This window comes from Mesorhizobium sp. LSHC420B00 (genome assembly GCF_000503055.1).
Classification (GTDB): domain Bacteria; phylum Pseudomonadota; class Alphaproteobacteria; order Rhizobiales; family Rhizobiaceae; genus Mesorhizobium.
Genome location: NZ_AYVY01000010.1, coordinates 177,386 through 193,642 on the forward strand (window position 1 = coordinate 177,386; position 16,257 = coordinate 193,642).

Below are 16,257 nucleotides of genomic sequence, written 5' to 3' on the forward strand. Positions count from 1 at the left end.
GCTAACCGGGCTGTAGCTATTGCGTGCGGCCGCGGGCCGAGACCAGGTGCACGATGGCCGCAGCCAGCACATAATCCCTCGGACCGGCAACGGCGAACCCGCCGGAGTGTCTCGGCTCCAGAAGATCGTAAATGTCCGGCGCGGCTGATCTGAGATTGGTGAGAAAGACGGTGAGCCGGCGCTTGGCTTCGGGGTCCAGATCGCTGCGGACGGCGTGCGGACCATACCTCAGCAGGCCTGAGGTCCATACGACCTGAAGCGACGATTTCGAGAGCCCTGCGGCCTCGAGCCTCGCCACCGTGCCGCCAGGAGGATTTGGCCGTCCCTCTGCCACAGCCGGGATCCAGCCGAATATGGCATCGGCCTCGCCCTCGACCAGCATTGCTTCAGCTGCGGCAGCCGAATTGGCGTGGGTCAAAAACGGCGCATCTTCCGCCACGTTGACCCCGTCTGCAGCCAGCCCGGCAAGCGGCAACAAAGCACCACCGACGCTGTCGAAAGGCGCCATGACGACCCGATGGACTGCCATGGCCATCAGATCGGGAACCCTCCCGTCGCGCGTCAGCAGTACGGAGCGGATGCCGATGGCGCCGCCGGAATCGAGCGGCGCCGCGAGAGGTTCGACACATCCGCACCGTTCGGAGGCGGCGGCGTAGGCGGTTGCCGAATAGATTGCATATTCGATCCGCGCATTGGCCTGCGCCTCGATCAACGACGTATAGTCGCGGGCAACGACAAACTCCACCTTCATGCCGAGCGCTTTGGTATAGGCGTCGGTCAGCAGCGCCAGACCTGGAACGGTGTTGCCGGCGCCAGGCTCGGCGACGATACCGATACGGAACGTTCCGATATCATCGCGCCAATCGGCACGCGCCAGGTTCGCGCAAGATGCATCCAGCAGCAAGGCCAGTACGGCAGCGAATGCTTTCAGGGCAGGCCTCATGCGAGTTCCATGCCGCGCATTTCGATCGGCAGATCGACCATGCCGCGATTCGTTCCTCCCGGACCAGCACGCCAAGCCGTGCCGTTCGGGTTTCCGAATTGCCAACGGCAGCGCGGAACCCTATGTCTGAGTCAACACCCAGGCAATGATGAACCTTTGATGGCACGCGCCTCCCTTTTTGTCCTTGACTCCTTCGGCATCGGCGGCGCGGCCGACGCCGAACGCTATGGCGACACTGGCTCCAACACGTTCGCACACATCGCGCAGGCCTGCGCGGAAGGCCGCGCCAATCGCGAAGGCCTGCGTGGCGGACCGCTTCTTGTACCAAACATGCTATCGCTCGGCCTCGGCCATGCCGCGGCAACGGCGACGGGTTTCAGGTTCGAGAATGGCGGCAGCGTCGAGTTTGCCGCCGCCTTTCACGGCGCGGCACAGGAGGTTTCGAGCGGCAAGGACACGCCATCGGGCCATTGGGAAATAGCCGGCCTGCCGGTCCGTTTCGACTGGGGTTACTTCCCCGACACGATTCCCGCCTTTCCAGCCGAGTTGACCGAAGCAATGGTGCGTGAAGGGAAGGTGCCCGGCATTCTCGGCAATTGTCATGCCCCCGGCACCGAGATCATCGAACGGTTCGGCGAAGACCATATCCGCACCGGCAAGCCGATTTGCTACACCTCGGTCGACTCCGTCCTGCAGATCGCCGCGCATGAGGTTCATTTCGGCCTGGAACGGCTTTACGACTTCTGCAAGATAGTGCGCGGGCTGGTCGATCCGCTGAATATCGGGCGCGTCATCGCACGACCGTTTATCGGTGAAACCGCCGCCACGTTCGCGCGAACGCATAATCGTCGCGACTATGCCGTACCGCCGCCGGAACCGACGCTGCTCGACCGGCTGACGGCGCGCGGCAGCCGGGTTATCGCAATCGGCAAGATCGGCGACATCTTCGCCCATCGGGGGATCTCGGAAGTCCGCAAGGCTGCCGGCAACATGGCGATGTTCGACAAAGCGCTTGGCGCCATGGAAGATGCCCGCGACGGCGACTTCGTCTTCGCGAACTTTGTCGACTTTGATACCGAGTTCGGACATCGGCGCGACGTCGCGGGGTATGCCGCCGCACTCGAAGCTTTCGACCGGCGCCTGCCGGAGGCATTCGCGCGGCTGAGGCCAGGCGATCTGCTCATTTTGACCGCCGATCACGGCAACGATCCGACGTGGCGCGGCACCGACCACACACGCGAGCGTATTCCGGTTATCGGCACACGGCCGGGTTTCAAAGGCGCGGACATTGGACTGAGGACGACATTTGCCGACATCGGCGAAACCGTGGCCGAACATCTCGGGCTGGCGCCCGGCCCATACGGCACCTCCTTCCATGCCACGATAAGCGGCCATGCCTGAGCTGCCGGAGGTCGAGACAGTCAGGCGCGGTCTGCAGCCGGTCCTTGAAGGTGCCCGCATCGTCGGTGTCGAGGCACGCCGGCCCGATTTGCGGTTTCCATTCCCCGAGAGATTTTCGGAGCGGCTGACCGGCAAGACGATTGCAGCGCTCGGCCGCCGCGCCAAATATCTGACGATGCACCTGGACAACGGCCCGGTGCTGATCTGCCATCTCGGCATGTCGGGTTCGTTTCGCGTCGAAACGGCCGACGAGAGTGCAACACCCGGCGCGTTCCACTATGAACGTTCGAAAAACACCGCTCACGATCACGTCGTCTTCGACATCACATCACCTGCCGGCGTCCGCTCTCGCGTGATCTTCAACGACCCGCGCCGCTTCGGGTTCATGCTGTTTTCGGAAGACGAGCCAGACATGCATCCGATGCTGGCGGGATTAGGTGTCGAGCCTACAGGCAATGCACTGGACGGCGCTCTGCTCGCTTCGCTGCTGAAAGGTCGCAAGTCACCGCTGAAGGCGGCACTTCTCGACCAACGGCTGATCGCCGGGCTAGGCAATATCTACGTCTCGGAAGCGCTTTGGCGGGCCGGCCTGTCACCGCTGCGCAAAGCGGGCACGCTCGCGAGAGCCGGCAAGAAAGCCAGAGAACAGAGCGAACGCCTGGCCGAAGCAATCCGCTCGGTCGTCGCCGACGCGATCGCCGCCGGCGGCTCGTCGTTGCGCGATTATATGCAGACCGATGGATCGCTGGGCTACTTCCAGCATTCCTTCGCGGTTTATGATCGCGAGGGCGAGGCCTGCTCCAAGCCTGGTTGTGGCGGGCACATCGAGCGTATCGTGCAAAGCGGTCGCTCAACCTTCCACTGCCGGACCTGTCAGGCTTGAAACACAAGCGAGGAGGAGCAAGCATGGGCTATGAAACCATCATCGTCGAGACCCGCGGCAAGGTCGGGCTGATTACGCTGAACCGGCCGCAAGCGCTCAATGCGCTGAATTCACAAGTGCTGGCGGAACTGGTTGCGTCGGTGAACAGCATGGGCGCAAATGCCGACATCGGCGCTATGGTCATCACTGGTTCGGAAAAGGCTTTCGCCGCAGGTGCCGATATCAAGGAAATGCAGTCGATCTCCTATGTGGATGCCTATCTGCAGGATTTCTTCGTCGGCTGGGAAGAATTTACGCGGGCACGAAAGCCGATCATCGCGGCGGTGGCGGGCTACGCTCTGGGCGGCGGCTGCGAACTGGCGATGATGTGCGATTTCATCATCGCCGCCGATACCGCCAAGTTTGGCCAACCCGAGATCACGCTGGGTGTCATGCCCGGCATGGGCGGATCGCAGCGCCTGACCCGCTTCGTCGGCAAGTCGAAGGCGATGGATATGTGCCTGACGGGGCGAATGATGGACGCAGCCGAGGCCGAGCGTTCCGGCCTGGTCTCGCGCGTCGTGCCAGCCGGCGAGTTGATCGAGGAAGCGCTTAAGGCAGCGGCCAAGATCGCCGGTTTTTCCCTGCCATCGGTGATGATGGCGAAGGAGGCCGTCAACCGCGCCTATGAGACGACGCTCACCGAGGGCCTGCGGTTCGAGCGCCGGCTGTTTCATTCGCTGTTTGCGCTGGACGACCAGAAGGAAGGCATGGCGGCCTTCACCGGCAAGCGGAAGCCGAATTTCACGAACCGATGAGATGACGAAGGCACCGGCCAAAAAGAACGCGCCGCAGCGTTGACGCGCCGGAAAAGCTGAACTATAAGCCGCACCTACCGAGGCGGCCCTGTGGCTGCCCGTTTGTTTTTTGCGCCCCGCGGTATCCCGCAAGCGCCCACCAGATCAGAAGAGAGGCACCATGGCCAATACCTCCTCGGCCAAAAAGGCAACGCGCAAGATCGCCCGTCGCGCAGCGATCAACAAGAACCGTCGCTCCCGCGTCCGGACCTACATCCGCCAGGTCGAAGAGGCGCTCGCGGCCGGCGACAAGGCGGCCGCACAGGCTGCCTTCAAGGTGGCCGAGCCGGAATTGATGCGGGCCGCGACCAAGGGTGTCGTGCACAAGAACACGGCATCGCGCAAGGTGTCGCGGCTGGCCCAACGGGTCAAGGTGCTGTCGGCCTAATATACCTTTTCCTGCACTGCGCTTCTTCAAACCCGGCCGATCGCGCCGGGTTTTTTCGTTTGCCGGCAAGTACTTAAAAGAAAGCCCGCAAAACGGCGCTCCGCGTACATTTCAAAGTTCGAAATGCTTTGCCGGCATATACATGCCCGCTGATATTCGCAGCCTTCGAAACCGCCAATGCGAAAATTTCCGAGCGTCACAGATTACCGTTTCTTTTCAGCAGTTTACAGATGGTGATCCACAGCTTGTTCACATCGGCTGCGGTCGATAGGCGACAATTGGCTGTCAAGTGAATTATTTCAGAAAATTTCGCGTTGTGTGGCCTTTTTCATATTCGCCGGAAAAGGGTTTGAATCACAATGGCTTTGTCAAAATCAACTGTTGCGGCATGGCGTCCGAACCGTCCCTTGCTAGTCAGATTCCTTAAAAATCCGTTAGGGGTGGCCTTGCCCTATCCACAGCGATTTCGGTAATGTCTGTCCATCGAAGGGACGGGCCCTTGGCCCTTGACCAGCCTGAAACCGGCCAGCTCAAATTGGCAGAGTTTACAACGCGGATTCAACTCCGCGGACGGGGTTGGTTTGTCTTTTTGATACGGTAGGGGACTGGCGTAATTGTACATGGCAGGTCGACGGTGCGCCGGCGTTTTTCGCCGGACGGCATTTTATTGCCCTGACATGACCAAGGCGGATCGGCACTTCGGCGCCGGACCGATAACGAGGCGATTCATCAGCCGGCGGTGGCGATGGTGTCGCAGCGAAGACACGGTCGCCGGAAACATGGATGCAGGAGGCGCATCCCCGGCGGAAAACAGGTACAAGAGACAAGGAACTCGATCATGCAGAGCGGCGGCATCGAAAGGGAGCTTACGGGCGACCTCCCATTTCCTGGAACGTTAATCGGAAGGAACGACATGGCGGCTTCCAATGAAGCTGAACAGAAGTTCGATCGGGTCAAGGCCCAGCTGAAGGCGCGTCTGGGAACCGAGGTCTATTCGAGCTGGTTCGGGCGCATGAAGGTCGCTGAATCCTCCAAGGGCATTGTCCGCATCTCGGTGCCAACCGCATTCCTGCGTTCATGGATCAACGGCCACTATCTCGATCTCATCGCCGAGTTGTGGAAGCACGAGGATCCGGAGATCCTCAAGATCGAGATCGTCGTTCGCACCGCCACACGCCAGGGCCGCAACAGCGTCGAGCCGGAAGTGGCCCCGGCACGCAAGATGACCAGGCAGACGCAAACCGCTCTCTCTGCGGGCACGGCGAGCCCCAGCAGGGTCGAGCGGGTCCCGGCACCCCGCCCAGGAATGCCGGCAGAGACAGAGTTCCGGCACAATGTGCTCGGTTCGCCGCTCGATCCACGCTACACTTTCACCTCCTTCATCGAGGGACCATCGAACCGAGTGGCTTTTGCCGCTGCCAAGGCGGTCGCGGAATCACAGTCGAGCGCGGTGCGCTTCAATCCGCTCTTTCTTCACGCGACGGTTGGGCTGGGCAAGACGCATCTGTTGCAGGCGATCGCCGCAGAATCGCTGAAGCAGAACCCGAAATCGCGGGTCGTCTATCTGACGGCTGAATATTTCATGTGGCGGTTCGCCACCGCGATTCGCGACAACAACGCACTGACGCTGAAAGAACAGCTTCGCGACATCGACCTTCTCATCATCGACGACATGCAGTTCCTGCAGGGCAAGTCGATCCAGCATGAATTCTGCCATTTGATCAACATGCTGCTCGACAGCGCCAAGCAAGTGGTGGTCGCTGCCGACCGGCCGCCGTCGGAATTGGAGTCGCTGGAGCCGCGCGTCCGCTCGCGCCTCAACGGCGGCGTCGCGCTGGAAATGTCGGCCCCGGATTTCGCCATGCGCATCGGTATGCTCAAGCTCAGGCTTGCCACCGCCAAGCTCGACGATGTGTCGCTCGATATTTCCGAAGAGATCCTCAATCACGTTGCCCGCACGGTGACCGGCAGCGGGCGCGAGCTCGAAGGTGCCTTCAACCAGCTTTTGTTTCGCCAATCCTTCGAACCGCAGATCACCATCGACCGCATCGACGAGATCCTTGGCCACATCTATCGTTCCGGCGAGCCGAAGCGGGTGCGTATCGAGGACATTCAGCGCATCGTCGCACGCCATTACAACGTGTCGAAGACTGAACTTCTGTCCAACCGGCGCACACGCACCATCGTCAAGCCACGGCAGGTCGCCATGTACCTGTCGAAGGTGATGACGCCGCGCTCGCTGCCGGAGATCGGGCGGCGTTTCGGCGGCCGTGACCATACGACGGTGCTGCATGCCGTGCGCAAGATCGAGGATCTTTCAGGCGTCGACAACACACTGGCGCAGGAACTCGAATTGCTGAGAAGGCTGATCAACGACCAGGCCTGACGGCGCGAAAAACGCCGGCTCGCGGACTTCGGCCTTTTTATCCCCAGAAAGCCCGTGCAGCCGGCCCGAACCGGTGGCGCGGGCTTGCGTTTGCCGGGTTTTTCCTGTCAGTTTACGCAGATTCTGAGCCTGTTCAGACCTTTCGCGGGGCGCCGCTTGCCGGAGACCCGTTCATTCATTCAAGCGAGCCTGTTTCGTCATGCGTGTTATCCTGGAACGGTCAAATCTCCTGAAGTCGCTCAACCATGTTCACCGCGTGGTCGAGCGGCGCAACACCATTCCGATCCTGTCGAACGTGCTGCTCAGCGCCGAGGGGGCCAGCCTTGAAATGAAGGCGACCGACCTCGACCTGGAGGTGACCGAAGCAACGCCGGCAAAGGTCGAGCGTGGCGGGGCGACGACGGTTCCGGCGCATCTGCTCTACGACATCGTGCGCAAGCTTGCCGACGGCGCGGAGGTGGCGCTGAAGACCGACGAAGACGGCAACGCCATGACGGTGACGTCGGGGCGCTCGAGCTTCCGCCTGCAGTGCCTGCCGCAGTCCGACTTTCCCGAGCTTTCAGCCGGGTCGTTCTCGCATATTTTCCGGCTCGATTCCCTCGGGCTAAAGGGCCTCATCGAGAAGACCCAGTTCGCCATCTCGACCGAGGAGACGCGCTATTATCTGAACGGCATCTATCTGCACACGCACGAGGCTGGCGGCAAGCTGAAGCTGCGCTCGGTCGCGACCGACGGCCATCGGTTGGCGCGCGCCGAGATCGACGCACCAGCGGGCTCCGAGGGCATGCCTGGCGTCATCATCCCGCGAAAGACGGTCAGCGAGTTGCAGAAGCTGGTCGACGACCCCGACATTGCGGTGACCACCGAGCTGTCGGACACCAAGATCCGTTTCACCATCGGCAGCGTCATCTTGACCTCCAAGCTGATCGACGGCACTTTCCCGGACTACCAGCGCGTCATTCCGACCGGCAACGACAAGAAGCTGATCATCGATCGTCAGAGTTTCGCCGCTGCCGTCGATCGCGTTTCGACCATTTCGTCCGAACGCGGCCGGGCTGTAAAGCTTTCGATCGCCGAAGGCCAGGTCACGCTTGCAGTCAACAATCCGGATTCAGGCAGCGCCACCGAAGAACTGGCAGCCGACTATTCGTCCGATCCGATCGAAATCGGCTTCAACGCCAAATACCTGCTCGACGTTGCCGCGCAACTGACCGGCACGGAGGCGAAGTTCATGCTGGCGGATGCCGGATCCCCGACACTGATCCACGACATGGCCGACGAGACCGCGCTCTACGTGTTGATGCCGATGCGGGTGTAGGGCCCGAACGAGGCCATCTGCTGTCGTGACCAGATTTGCAAACCCGCGGCAGACTTACATAAGTAAGCTTACACTTACGAATTTCCGCAATTATGCGGCGTTGGCAATCGACCTTGATCCCGGCGCTGTGGTTTTCTCCGGCGACAATGGCGCCGGCAAGACCAATCTGCTTGAAGCGATCTCGCTGCTCACGCCAGGCCGCGGCCTGCGCCGCGCACCCTATGCCGAGGTGGCGCGCGAAGGCGGCGACGGTGGCTTTGCGCTGCATGCCCGGCTTGACGGGCCGGACGGCCAGGTCGAGATCGGTACCGGGATTGCAGGCAGCGACAGCGAAGGCGGCAGGCGGGTGCGGATCAACGGCGCGGCGGCGCGCTCAGCCGAAGACATGCTGGAATGGCTGCGCGTGGTCTGGCTGACACCGGCCATGGACGGCCTGTTCCCCGGGCCAGCCGCCGACCGTCGGCGCTTCCTCGACCGACTGGTGCTGGCGATCGACCCCGGCCACGGCCAGCGCGCGCTTGACTACGAAAAGGCAATGCGCGGCCGCAACAGGCTGCTCGCCGACGGTTCGCGCGACGGTGCCTGGTTCGATGCCATCGAGATGCAAATGGCGGAGACCGGCGTGGCAATTGCCGCGGCGCGTGCCGAACTGGTGCGCCTGCTCGCCGCCATGATCGACCGTCTGCCCGGCGACGGACCGTTTCCGCAAGCCGACATCGGCATCTCGGGGGAACTGGAAGGCGAAGTCGGCATTTCGCCGGCCGTCGACGTCGAGGAACGGTTCCGTCGTGCGCTTGCCCAAGGGCGCGACCGTGACCGCACCGCCGGACGCACGCTCGACGGCCCGCACCGTTCCGATCTCGTGGTGCGCCACCGGCCCAAGGCAATGCCGGCCGAACTCTGCTCGACCGGCGAGCAGAAGGCGCTGCTGGTCGGCATTGTCTTGTCGCATGCACGGCTAACCGGCGAGATGTCGGGCATGACGCCGATCCTGCTGCTCGACGAGATCGCCGCCCATCTCGACGGCGGCCGGCGCGCGGCCTTGTTCTCGATCCTGGAGGAGCTGAACTGCCAGGCTTTCATGACCGGGACCGATGCCGCGTTGTTTGACAGCCTCAGGGGACGCGCGGAGTTCCTGACCGTCGATCACGGCAAGGTCAGGCCGACCATCTGAACTTCGTCCATGACGCATTTCTGAGCCGCATGCATTGACGCCTGACAAGTTTTTTCCTCCGTTATATGGTCCGGCGATGATCACAGCCGCCCTCACCGACGAAGAGCTCGAACGCTACGCCCGCCACATCGTGCTGCCCGAAATCGGCGGCGCCGGCCAGCAGCGGCTAAAGCGAGCGCGGGTGCTGGTCATCGGCGCCGGCGGGTTGGGAGCGCCGGTGCTCGAATATCTCGCCGCCGCAGGGATTGGCACACTCGGTATCGTCGACGACGACATCGTTTCGCTTTCCAACCTGCAACGACAAGTGATCCACGCCACGGGCGATGTCGGCATGGCGAAAACCGACAGCGCCAAGGCGGCGATCATCCGCATCAATCCAAACGTCGTCGTGGAAGAGCACAATTTCAGGCTGACCGCGGACAACGCCCCTGCCCTCATCGCCGATTATGACATCGTCGTTGACGGCTCCGACAATTTCGAGACGCGCTACGCCGTGGCCGACGCCTGCGCCGCCGAAAGCCGGCCGCTCGTCCATGCCGCCGTTGGCCGCTTCGACGGCTCGGTCACGGTGCTGAAGCCGTTCGAAACCGGTCCGGACGGCACGTTGAACCCAAGCTACCGCGATCTTTTTCCCGAAGCGCCGCCGCCGGGACTGGTGCCGTCCTGCGCGGTGGCCGGCATTGTCGGCGCGCTGAGCGGGGTCATCGGCACGCTGCAAGCCATGGAGGCAATCAAGCTGATCACCGGGATTGGCGAGCCGCTGGTCGGGCGACTGCTGCTCTACGATGCACTGGCGGCACGCTTCGACACGATCCGCTACAAGCGAACTAGCCGGTGAGCCTGCCTGCCGACGTTTCCATTGTGCAGTTTGCGGCCGACTTCGATCGTTGGGACGAGGTCTTGGCACTGGTCATGCGCGCCTTCGCCTTCATGGAAGACGTTATTGATCCGCCGTCCTCGGCGCATCGGCTCACTGTCGAAAATCTTAGGGCTAAAGCGCTGGAGGAGACAGGATTCCTGGCGCTGAAGGAAAGCGAGATCGTCGGTTGCGTCTTCATCCTGGAGCGGGCAGACGACCTCTATGTCGGAAAGCTCGCGGTTGTGCCGGCTCTTCAGGGACAAGGCATCGGAAAGCGGCTGATGCAGGCTGTCGAAGATCTTGCCCGTAGCCACAACCGGGCCGCCATCGAGCTCCAGACCCGGGTCGAACTGACCGGAAACCACGCTGCCTTCGCCCGCCTCGGCTTTCGCGAAACCGAACGGACAGCGCACAAGGGCTACGACCGGCCGACCTCAATCACCATGCGCAAGGCGCTTTCGTAAGCCAACACTATCCAAAGACGAACGCGTGGTTGCCGCGGCAAGGCCATGCCGGCATGATGGCAGGTCACGCCCGCAGCGGCAGCACGCGGTCGGGCGGACGATGGCCATCGAAGAAGGCGCGGATGTTGATGATCACCTTCTCACCCATGTCGATGCGGCCTTCGAGCGTCGCCGAGCCCATATGCGGCAACAGCACGACCTTGCCTTTGTGGGCGAGCTTCAGAAGCTTGCTGTTCAGCGCCGGCTCGTGCTCGTAGACGTCGAGGCCGGCGCCGGCGATCTTGCCGTCATGGATGAGCTTGACCAGCGATTCCTCATCGATGATATCGCCGCGCGCGGTGTTGACTATGTAAGCGGACGGTTGCAGAAGCGCCAGCCGCCGCGCCGAAAGCAGGTGGAAGGTTGCCGGTGTCGATGGGCAATTGACCGAGATAATGTCCATACGGGCAAGCATCTGGTCGAGGCTTTCCCAATATGTGGCTTCCAACTCGTCCTCGATTGCCGGCAGCACGCGGTGGCGGTTGTGGTAGTGGATCGAGAGGCCAAAGGCCTTGGCGCGCCTGGCGACGGCGGTGCCGATGCGACCCATGCCGACAATGCCGAGCCGTTTGCCCCAGATGCGACGGCCGAGCATCCAGGTCGGCGACCAGCCCGCCCATTTCTTGTCCCCGGTCAGCACGTTGGCGCCTTCGGCCAGCCGTCGCGGCACGGCCAGCATCAGCGCCATGGTCATGTCGGCCGTATCTTCGGTCAGCACGTTCGGCGTATTGGTGACGGTGATGCCTTTCTTGGCCGCTGCCGCAACGTCGATCTTGTCGACGCCATTGCCGAAATTGGCGATCAGCTTGAGCTTGTCGCCGGCTTGGGCAATCAGCGCCGCGTCGATATTATCGGTCACGGTCGGCACCAGCACGTCAGCCTCCTTGACCGCCGCCACCAGTTCCGGCTGCGTCATCGGCCTGTCCTCGACATTCAACCGGGCGTCGAACAACTCGCGCATGCGGGTCTCGACCGGGTCGGGCAACTTGCGCGTGATGACGACGAGGGGCTTCTTTTTGCCTGCCATTGTTTCCTCGAACCCGATCTCGTTGAGACCTCTTTAACCAAGAACGGCGAAACTGAGAGCCGATCGCGGTACCGGTCATCCATGTAACAAGTGGTTCCGCCGAAGACAAAGAAAAAGGGGCGCGAAGGCCGATGGGCCGGCGCCGAAAGGAACGAAAGTGTCTGGTTTCGCGTCGCTCCGCCTGACCCTCAGTGCAGCATTCCTCGGCGCTCTCATCCATAGCCCACTGGTGATGGCGCAAAGTGCCGCGGCCCCCGCCCAGAGCGTCACGCTCGGACCAAGCGGCTTGCCGCTGCCGCGCTTCGTCAGCCTGAAATCCGGCCGCGTCAACTCGCGCGTCGGGCCGGGCGTCAACTATTCCGTCGATTGGATGTACATGAAACCAGGCCTGCCGATGGAGATCATCCAGGAGTTCGATACATGGCGCCGCGTGCGCGATGCCGACGGCTCGGAAGGCTGGATCAATCAGTCGCTGCTTTCGGGCCGCCGCACGGCGATCGTCGCCCCCTGGCAGCGCGGCAAGGACGCCCGCATCAACCTCCTCGACGACCCGGCAAAAGATGCAAGCGTCATCGCGATCCTCGAACCGGGGGTGATGGGCACGATCAAGTCCTGCGATGGCCAATGGTGCGAAATGACCTTCGACGGCCATACCGGCTGGCTCGCCCAGTCGCTCGTCTGGGGCGCCTATCCCGGCGAAAAGGTCAAGAACTGACGCTTCCGAACCGGAGGTCAGGCCAGCGCTGCAAGCACCGGATCCGGCATTTTGTTTCGCTGTTCTTCAATTCGGGGATGATCTAGCCGCCGATGCGGCCGAGATGGGTATCCTGGAAACTGCTCGACAGCTTCAAGCCATAGCCCAGGGCGCGGTCGATGGCGATGTGGGCGATCCAGATCAGCGCAACGGATGTCGCCAATGCATTGTCAAAGACGCTGCCGAAAAGCGCCAGCAGAACGGGCAAGACCAGTATGTGCAAGGTGTTGTAGGCGACGGCCCCGACGCGCGGCCCGGCCATGTAACCCAGGATCGACAGGTCGGGCGCCAGGACGAGCACTGCAAATAGCCACCAGGAAGCACCGGCCATTGCATAGAAGACAAGAGCCGCCACCGCGACGGCGACCCATTCGAGCCGGAGCGTCAAATCCAGGAAATTCATAAGGCGCCGGTCAGTCGCAGCGTTTCGGACGCAGTCTCACCACGATATCGACATTGGCGATCTCCATGCCTTCCGGCGGTTCCGGCAGGTTGGAAACCGTCACCGGGCCGCTGTCGATATCGAAGATCCTGTTTTCGCCCTCGATATAGAAATGATGGTGATCGGAGGTGTTGGTGTCGAAATAGGTCTTCGATCCCTCGACGGCAAGGATGCGCAAAAGGCCAGCCTGGGTGAACTGGTGCAGAGCATTGTAGACGGTGGCCAGAGACACCGGCACGCCGGCGGCAAGCGCTTCCTCGTGCAGTTCCTCGGCCGAAAGGTGGCGGTCGCCCTTGGCGAAAAGCAGATCGGCCAGCGCGATACGCTGGCGTGTCGGCCTCAGACCGGCTTCGCGAACCCGCTTGTCCACAGCGACATTATCCTTCCGGCAACCCAGATCCATCTATCCGTCGCGCCCACAGTTCCGTCTCAGACACGTCCAAAATGGCAGAAATAGAGCATCTGCCGAAATTGGACGTGTCCTGACATATATTCTGTCGGCCGAATGCGATCAATAGCGCGCATTGACCCGGGCAGACGGGCAGGTTAAGCGCAAACGCCGGTTTCCGGCCTGAAACAGATTGTGTTAGGAAACCACCAGCATGGGCGCCTATCGCCCGGGACGATCACGGGGACGAGATTGATGGCGGGTTCGAAATCCAGCTACGGTTACGAGGAATTGCTTGCCTGCGCCCGCGGCGAGCTGTTCGGACCGGGAAATGCGCAACTGCCCTATCCGCCGATGCTGATGTTCGACCGCATCACCGAGATCAGCGAAACCGGCGGTGCGTTCGACAAGGGTTTCATCCGCGCAGAATTCGATATCCAGCCGGATTTGTGGTTTTTCGCCTGCCATTTCATCGGCAATCCGATCATGCCGGGATGCCTGGGCCTGGACGCCATGTGGCAGTTGACGGGTTTCTACCTTGGATGGCTCGGCGAACCAGGCAAGGGAATGGCGCTGTCGACAGGTGAGGTGAGATTCAAAGGCATGGTCACGCCTTCGGTCAAGAAGGTGGAGTATGGCGTCGACTTCAAGCGAGTGATGCGCGGTCGGCTTGTGCTTGGCATCGCCGATGGCTGGCTGAAGGCAGATGGCGAGCCCATATATGCGGCAACGGATCTGAAGGTCGGTCTGTCCAAGCAATCGGCCGCCGGCTGAGCGAAGACCAACAGTGCCACGTCTTGGACATCTAAAGGACGCTGTAGCACTTTAATTTGCGCATGGTTCCGTTCCGGAAACTTAATCAGGTTTCGGAGGTCCGTGCTGGAAGGAGTTGCGAATGAGACGGGTCGTAGTCACAGGTCTCGGCATCGTGTCGTCGATCGGCAACAATGCCAACGAGGTGCAGGCCTCCTTGCATGATGCCAGGTCCGGCATCAGCTTTTCCGACTCTTTCGCCGAGCATGGCTTCCGTTGCCGGGTGTGGGGAGCGCCGACGCTGGATCCGTCGGGAATGATCGACCGTCGCGCCATGCGCTTCCTGTCGCAAGGTGCTGCTTGGAACCATGTCGCGATGGACCAGGCGATCGCAGACGCCGGCCTCGACGAGACCGACATCACCAACGAGCGCACCGGCATCGTAATGGGCTCCGGCGGACCGTCGACCCGTGCAATCGTCGAAGCGGCCGAGACGACGATCAAAAACGGCAGCCCCAAGCGGATCGGCCCGTTCGCGGTGCCAAAAGCGATGTCGTCGACCGCTTCAGCGACGCTTGCCACTTGGTTCAAGATCCACGGCGTCAACTATTCGATCTCATCGGCCTGCTCGACGTCAGCGCATTGCATCGGCAATGGCTACGAGCTGATCCAGTGGGGGAAGCAGGACATCGTCTTCGCCGGCGGTCATGAGGATCTCGACTGGACGATGTCGGATCTGTTCGATGCCATGGGCGCCATGTCGTCCAAGTTCAACGACAGGGCATCAGTCGCCTCGCGCGCCTACGACGTCGATCGCGACGGTTTCGTCATTGCCGGCGGCGCCGGCGTGCTGATTCTTGAAGAGCTCGAGCATGCCAAGGCACGCGGCGCCAAGATCTATGCCGAGATCGTCGGCTATGGCGCCACCTCCGACGGCTACGACATGGTGGCGCCGTCGGGCGAAGGCGCGGCTCGCTGCATGAAGCAGGCGCTCGCAACGGTGTCCTCGCCGGTCGACTATATTAATACGCACGGCACTTCGACGCCGGTCGGCGACTCCAAGGAAATGGGCGCCATCCGCGAGGTGTTCGGCGAGAAGATGCCTTTCATCACGTCGACCAAATCGCTGACCGGTCATTCGCTGGGTGCGGCCGGCGTGCAGGAATCGATCTACTCGATCCTGATGATGCAAGGCGGCTTTATCGGCGAGAGCGCCCACATTGACAACCTCGATCCGGAATTCGAAGGCATGCCGATCGTGCGCAAGCGCATCGACGAAGCCAGGATCGACACCGTTTTGTCCAATTCGTTCGGTTTCGGTGGCACCAACGCTACGCTGATTTTCCAGCGCTATTCCGCATAAGGATTTGCCGACCATGGACGGATTGATGAAGGGCAAGCGCGGGCTTGTCATGGGCGTCGCCAACGATCATTCGATCGCCTGGGGCATCGCCCGCAAACTGTCCGAACATGGCGCGGATCTCGCCTTCACCTATCAGGGTGAGGCCTTCGGGCGCCGCGTCAAGCCGCTCGCCGAGAAACTGGGCGCATCGCTGGTGGTACCTTGCGACGTCGAGGACAGCGCATCGGTCGCCGCGACTTTCGAGACTTTGGGCAAGGCGTGGGGCGGGCTGGATTTCGTCGTCCATGCCATCGGCTTTTCCGACAAGAACGAGCTGAAAGGCCTCTACGCCGACACCAGCCGCGACAACTTCATCCGCACCATGGTGATCTCCTGCTACTCCTTCACCGAGGTCGCCCGTCACGCCGCCACGTTGATGAAGGATAGCGGTTCGATGATCACGCTGACCTATGCCGGTTCGGTCCGCGTCATGCCGAACTACAACGTCATGGGCGTCGCCAAGGCCGGGCTGGAGGCCAGCGTCCGCTATCTAGCCAACGACTACGGCCCGCGCGGCATCAGGGTGAACGGCATATCGGCTGGACCGGTGCGGACGCTTGCCGGCGCCGGGATTTCCGACGCACGCCACATGTTCTCCTACCAGCAGCGCAACTCGCCGCTACGCCGCACGGTGACAATCGACGAAGTCGGCGGCTCAGCGCTCTATCTGCTGTCCGATCTGTCCTCCGGCGTCACCGGCGAAATCCACTATGTCGATTCCGGCTATCACATCGTGTCCATGCCGACGCTTGACGAGTTGAAGCAAACCGACGGCGGGCGGGAATAGCGCGAGCGACGTG

At 61.9% G+C, this 16,257-nt stretch carries 17 protein-coding genes; 13 read left to right on the plus strand and 4 right to left on the minus strand.

Annotation, left to right across the window (positions count from 1 at the left end; all coding sequences use genetic code 11):
• Positions 1–16 precede the first annotated feature (16 nt).
• A complete protein-coding gene (locus X760_RS56295; RefSeq protein ID WP_023719541.1) occupies positions 17–943 on the minus strand; it encodes a PhnD/SsuA/transferrin family substrate-binding protein in 927 nt (308 codons plus the stop codon).
• 159 nt (positions 944–1,102) lie between these two features.
• Between X760_RS56295 and X760_RS56300 the strand changes: the two genes are divergently transcribed.
• From X760_RS56300 to X760_RS56340, 9 genes are all read left to right on the plus strand, one after another.
• Positions 1,103–2,344 carry a phosphopentomutase gene (locus X760_RS56300; protein WP_023719542.1) on the plus strand — a complete coding sequence of 414 codons (1,242 nt, stop codon included), beginning with the start codon at positions 1,103–1,105 and terminating at the stop codon, positions 2,342–2,344.
• Positions 2,337–3,227 carry a bifunctional DNA-formamidopyrimidine glycosylase/DNA-(apurinic or apyrimidinic site) lyase gene (gene mutM / locus X760_RS56305; protein ID WP_023719543.1) on the plus strand — a complete coding sequence of 297 codons (891 nt, stop codon included), beginning with the start codon at positions 2,337–2,339 and terminating at the stop codon, positions 3,225–3,227. Before X760_RS56300 ends, mutM begins: the two co-directional genes overlap by 8 nt.
• A gap of 23 nt (positions 3,228–3,250) precedes the next feature.
• A complete protein-coding gene (locus X760_RS56310) occupies positions 3,251–4,024 on the plus strand; it encodes an enoyl-CoA hydratase (protein WP_023719544.1) in 774 nt (257 codons plus the stop codon).
• 160 nt (positions 4,025–4,184) lie between these two features.
• Entirely contained in the window at positions 4,185–4,451 is a 267-nt protein-coding gene (gene rpsT, locus X760_RS56315; protein ID WP_023676922.1) for a 30S ribosomal protein S20, read from the plus strand.
• Positions 4,452–5,364: 913 nt separating this feature from the next.
• Positions 5,365–6,837 carry a chromosomal replication initiator protein DnaA gene (dnaA, locus tag X760_RS56320; RefSeq protein ID WP_023719545.1) on the plus strand — a complete coding sequence of 491 codons (1,473 nt, stop codon included), beginning with the start codon at positions 5,365–5,367 and terminating at the stop codon, positions 6,835–6,837.
• 199 nt (positions 6,838–7,036) lie between these two features.
• Positions 7,037–8,155 (plus strand): DNA polymerase III subunit beta, encoded by a 1,119-nt coding sequence (gene dnaN, locus X760_RS56325; RefSeq protein ID WP_023719546.1) that lies wholly within the window; start codon positions 7,037–7,039, stop codon positions 8,153–8,155.
• A gap of 25 nt (positions 8,156–8,180) precedes the next feature.
• Positions 8,181–9,329: a DNA replication/repair protein RecF gene (gene recF, locus X760_RS56330; protein WP_023719547.1), complete on the plus strand. Its 1,149-nt coding sequence runs from the start codon at positions 8,181–8,183 to the stop codon at positions 9,327–9,329.
• Positions 9,330–9,405: 76 nt separating this feature from the next.
• Positions 9,406–10,167, plus strand: coding sequence for a molybdopterin-synthase adenylyltransferase MoeB (locus X760_RS56335; RefSeq protein WP_031194176.1), 762 nt, complete (start codon positions 9,406–9,408; stop codon positions 10,165–10,167).
• On the plus strand, positions 10,164–10,652 hold the full coding sequence (locus tag X760_RS56340) for a GNAT family N-acetyltransferase (RefSeq protein ID WP_023719549.1): 489 nt from the start codon (positions 10,164–10,166) through the stop codon (positions 10,650–10,652). The genes X760_RS56335 and X760_RS56340 overlap by 4 nt, the downstream gene beginning before the upstream one ends.
• A gap of 64 nt (positions 10,653–10,716) precedes the next feature.
• On the opposite strand, the gene X760_RS56345 is transcribed toward X760_RS56340, so the two are convergent.
• Positions 10,717–11,718, minus strand: a complete 1,002-nt coding sequence (locus X760_RS56345; protein WP_023719550.1) for a D-glycerate dehydrogenase — start codon at positions 11,716–11,718, stop codon at positions 10,717–10,719.
• Positions 11,719–11,875: 157 nt separating this feature from the next.
• Between X760_RS56345 and X760_RS56350 the strand changes: the two genes are divergently transcribed.
• Positions 11,876–12,433, plus strand: coding sequence for an SH3 domain-containing protein (locus X760_RS56350; RefSeq protein ID WP_023719551.1), 558 nt, complete (start codon positions 11,876–11,878; stop codon positions 12,431–12,433).
• An 82-nt stretch (positions 12,434–12,515) separates the two neighbouring features.
• Here the strand turns inward: X760_RS56350 and X760_RS56355 are convergent, their stop codons facing one another.
• Both X760_RS56355 and irrA read right to left on the minus strand, forming a co-directional pair.
• Positions 12,516–12,875, minus strand: coding sequence for a DUF4260 domain-containing protein (locus X760_RS56355; RefSeq protein WP_023719552.1), 360 nt, complete (start codon positions 12,873–12,875; stop codon positions 12,516–12,518).
• A 10-nt stretch (positions 12,876–12,885) separates the two neighbouring features.
• The gene (irrA, locus tag X760_RS56360) at positions 12,886–13,317 is read right to left on the minus strand and encodes an iron response transcriptional regulator IrrA (protein WP_023676913.1); all 432 of its coding nucleotides are present in this window, start codon (positions 13,315–13,317) and stop codon (positions 12,886–12,888) included.
• A 240-nt stretch (positions 13,318–13,557) separates the two neighbouring features.
• Here irrA and fabA point away from each other — a divergent pair, with 240 nt between their 5' ends.
• The 3 genes from fabA to fabI all read left to right on the plus strand — a co-directional run bounded on the left by fabA (position 13,558) and on the right by fabI (position 16,244).
• Complete coding sequence (gene fabA / locus X760_RS56365; RefSeq protein WP_023719553.1) at positions 13,558–14,076, plus strand: 3-hydroxyacyl-[acyl-carrier-protein] dehydratase FabA; 519 nt, start codon at positions 13,558–13,560, stop codon at positions 14,074–14,076.
• Between the two features lie 121 nt (positions 14,077–14,197).
• On the plus strand, positions 14,198–15,418 hold the full coding sequence (gene fabB, locus X760_RS56370; protein WP_023719554.1) for a beta-ketoacyl-ACP synthase I: 1,221 nt from the start codon (positions 14,198–14,200) through the stop codon (positions 15,416–15,418).
• A 13-nt stretch (positions 15,419–15,431) separates the two neighbouring features.
• Positions 15,432–16,244: an enoyl-ACP reductase FabI gene (gene fabI, locus X760_RS56375; RefSeq protein ID WP_023719555.1), complete on the plus strand. Its 813-nt coding sequence runs from the start codon at positions 15,432–15,434 to the stop codon at positions 16,242–16,244.
• Positions 16,245–16,257: the final 13 nt, after the last annotated feature.

Coding starts and splice junctions, on each gene's coding strand:
- X760_RS56295 (WP_023719541.1), bottom strand. CDS start 943: ATGAGGCCTGCCCTGAAAGCATTCGCTGCCGTACTGGCCTTGCTGCTG.
- X760_RS56300 (WP_023719542.1), top strand. CDS start 1,103: ATGGCACGCGCCTCCCTTTTTGTCCTTGACTCCTTCGGCATCGGCGGC.
- mutM (WP_023719543.1), top strand. CDS start 2,337: ATGCCTGAGCTGCCGGAGGTCGAGACAGTCAGGCGCGGTCTGCAGCCG.
- X760_RS56310 (WP_023719544.1), top strand. CDS start 3,251: ATGGGCTATGAAACCATCATCGTCGAGACCCGCGGCAAGGTCGGGCTG.
- rpsT (WP_023676922.1), top strand. CDS start 4,185: ATGGCCAATACCTCCTCGGCCAAAAAGGCAACGCGCAAGATCGCCCGT.
- dnaA (WP_023719545.1), top strand. CDS start 5,365: ATGGCGGCTTCCAATGAAGCTGAACAGAAGTTCGATCGGGTCAAGGCC.
- dnaN (WP_023719546.1), top strand. CDS start 7,037: ATGCGTGTTATCCTGGAACGGTCAAATCTCCTGAAGTCGCTCAACCAT.
- X760_RS56335 (WP_031194176.1), top strand. CDS start 9,406: ATGATCACAGCCGCCCTCACCGACGAAGAGCTCGAACGCTACGCCCGC.
- X760_RS56345 (WP_023719550.1), bottom strand. CDS start 11,718: ATGGCAGGCAAAAAGAAGCCCCTCGTCGTCATCACGCGCAAGTTGCCC.
- X760_RS56355 (WP_023719552.1), bottom strand. CDS start 12,875: ATGAATTTCCTGGATTTGACGCTCCGGCTCGAATGGGTCGCCGTCGCG.
- irrA (WP_023676913.1), bottom strand. CDS start 13,317: ATGGATCTGGGTTGCCGGAAGGATAATGTCGCTGTGGACAAGCGGGTT.
- fabA (WP_023719553.1), top strand. CDS start 13,558: ATGGCGGGTTCGAAATCCAGCTACGGTTACGAGGAATTGCTTGCCTGC.
- fabB (WP_023719554.1), top strand. CDS start 14,198: ATGAGACGGGTCGTAGTCACAGGTCTCGGCATCGTGTCGTCGATCGGC.
- fabI (WP_023719555.1), top strand. CDS start 15,432: ATGGACGGATTGATGAAGGGCAAGCGCGGGCTTGTCATGGGCGTCGCC.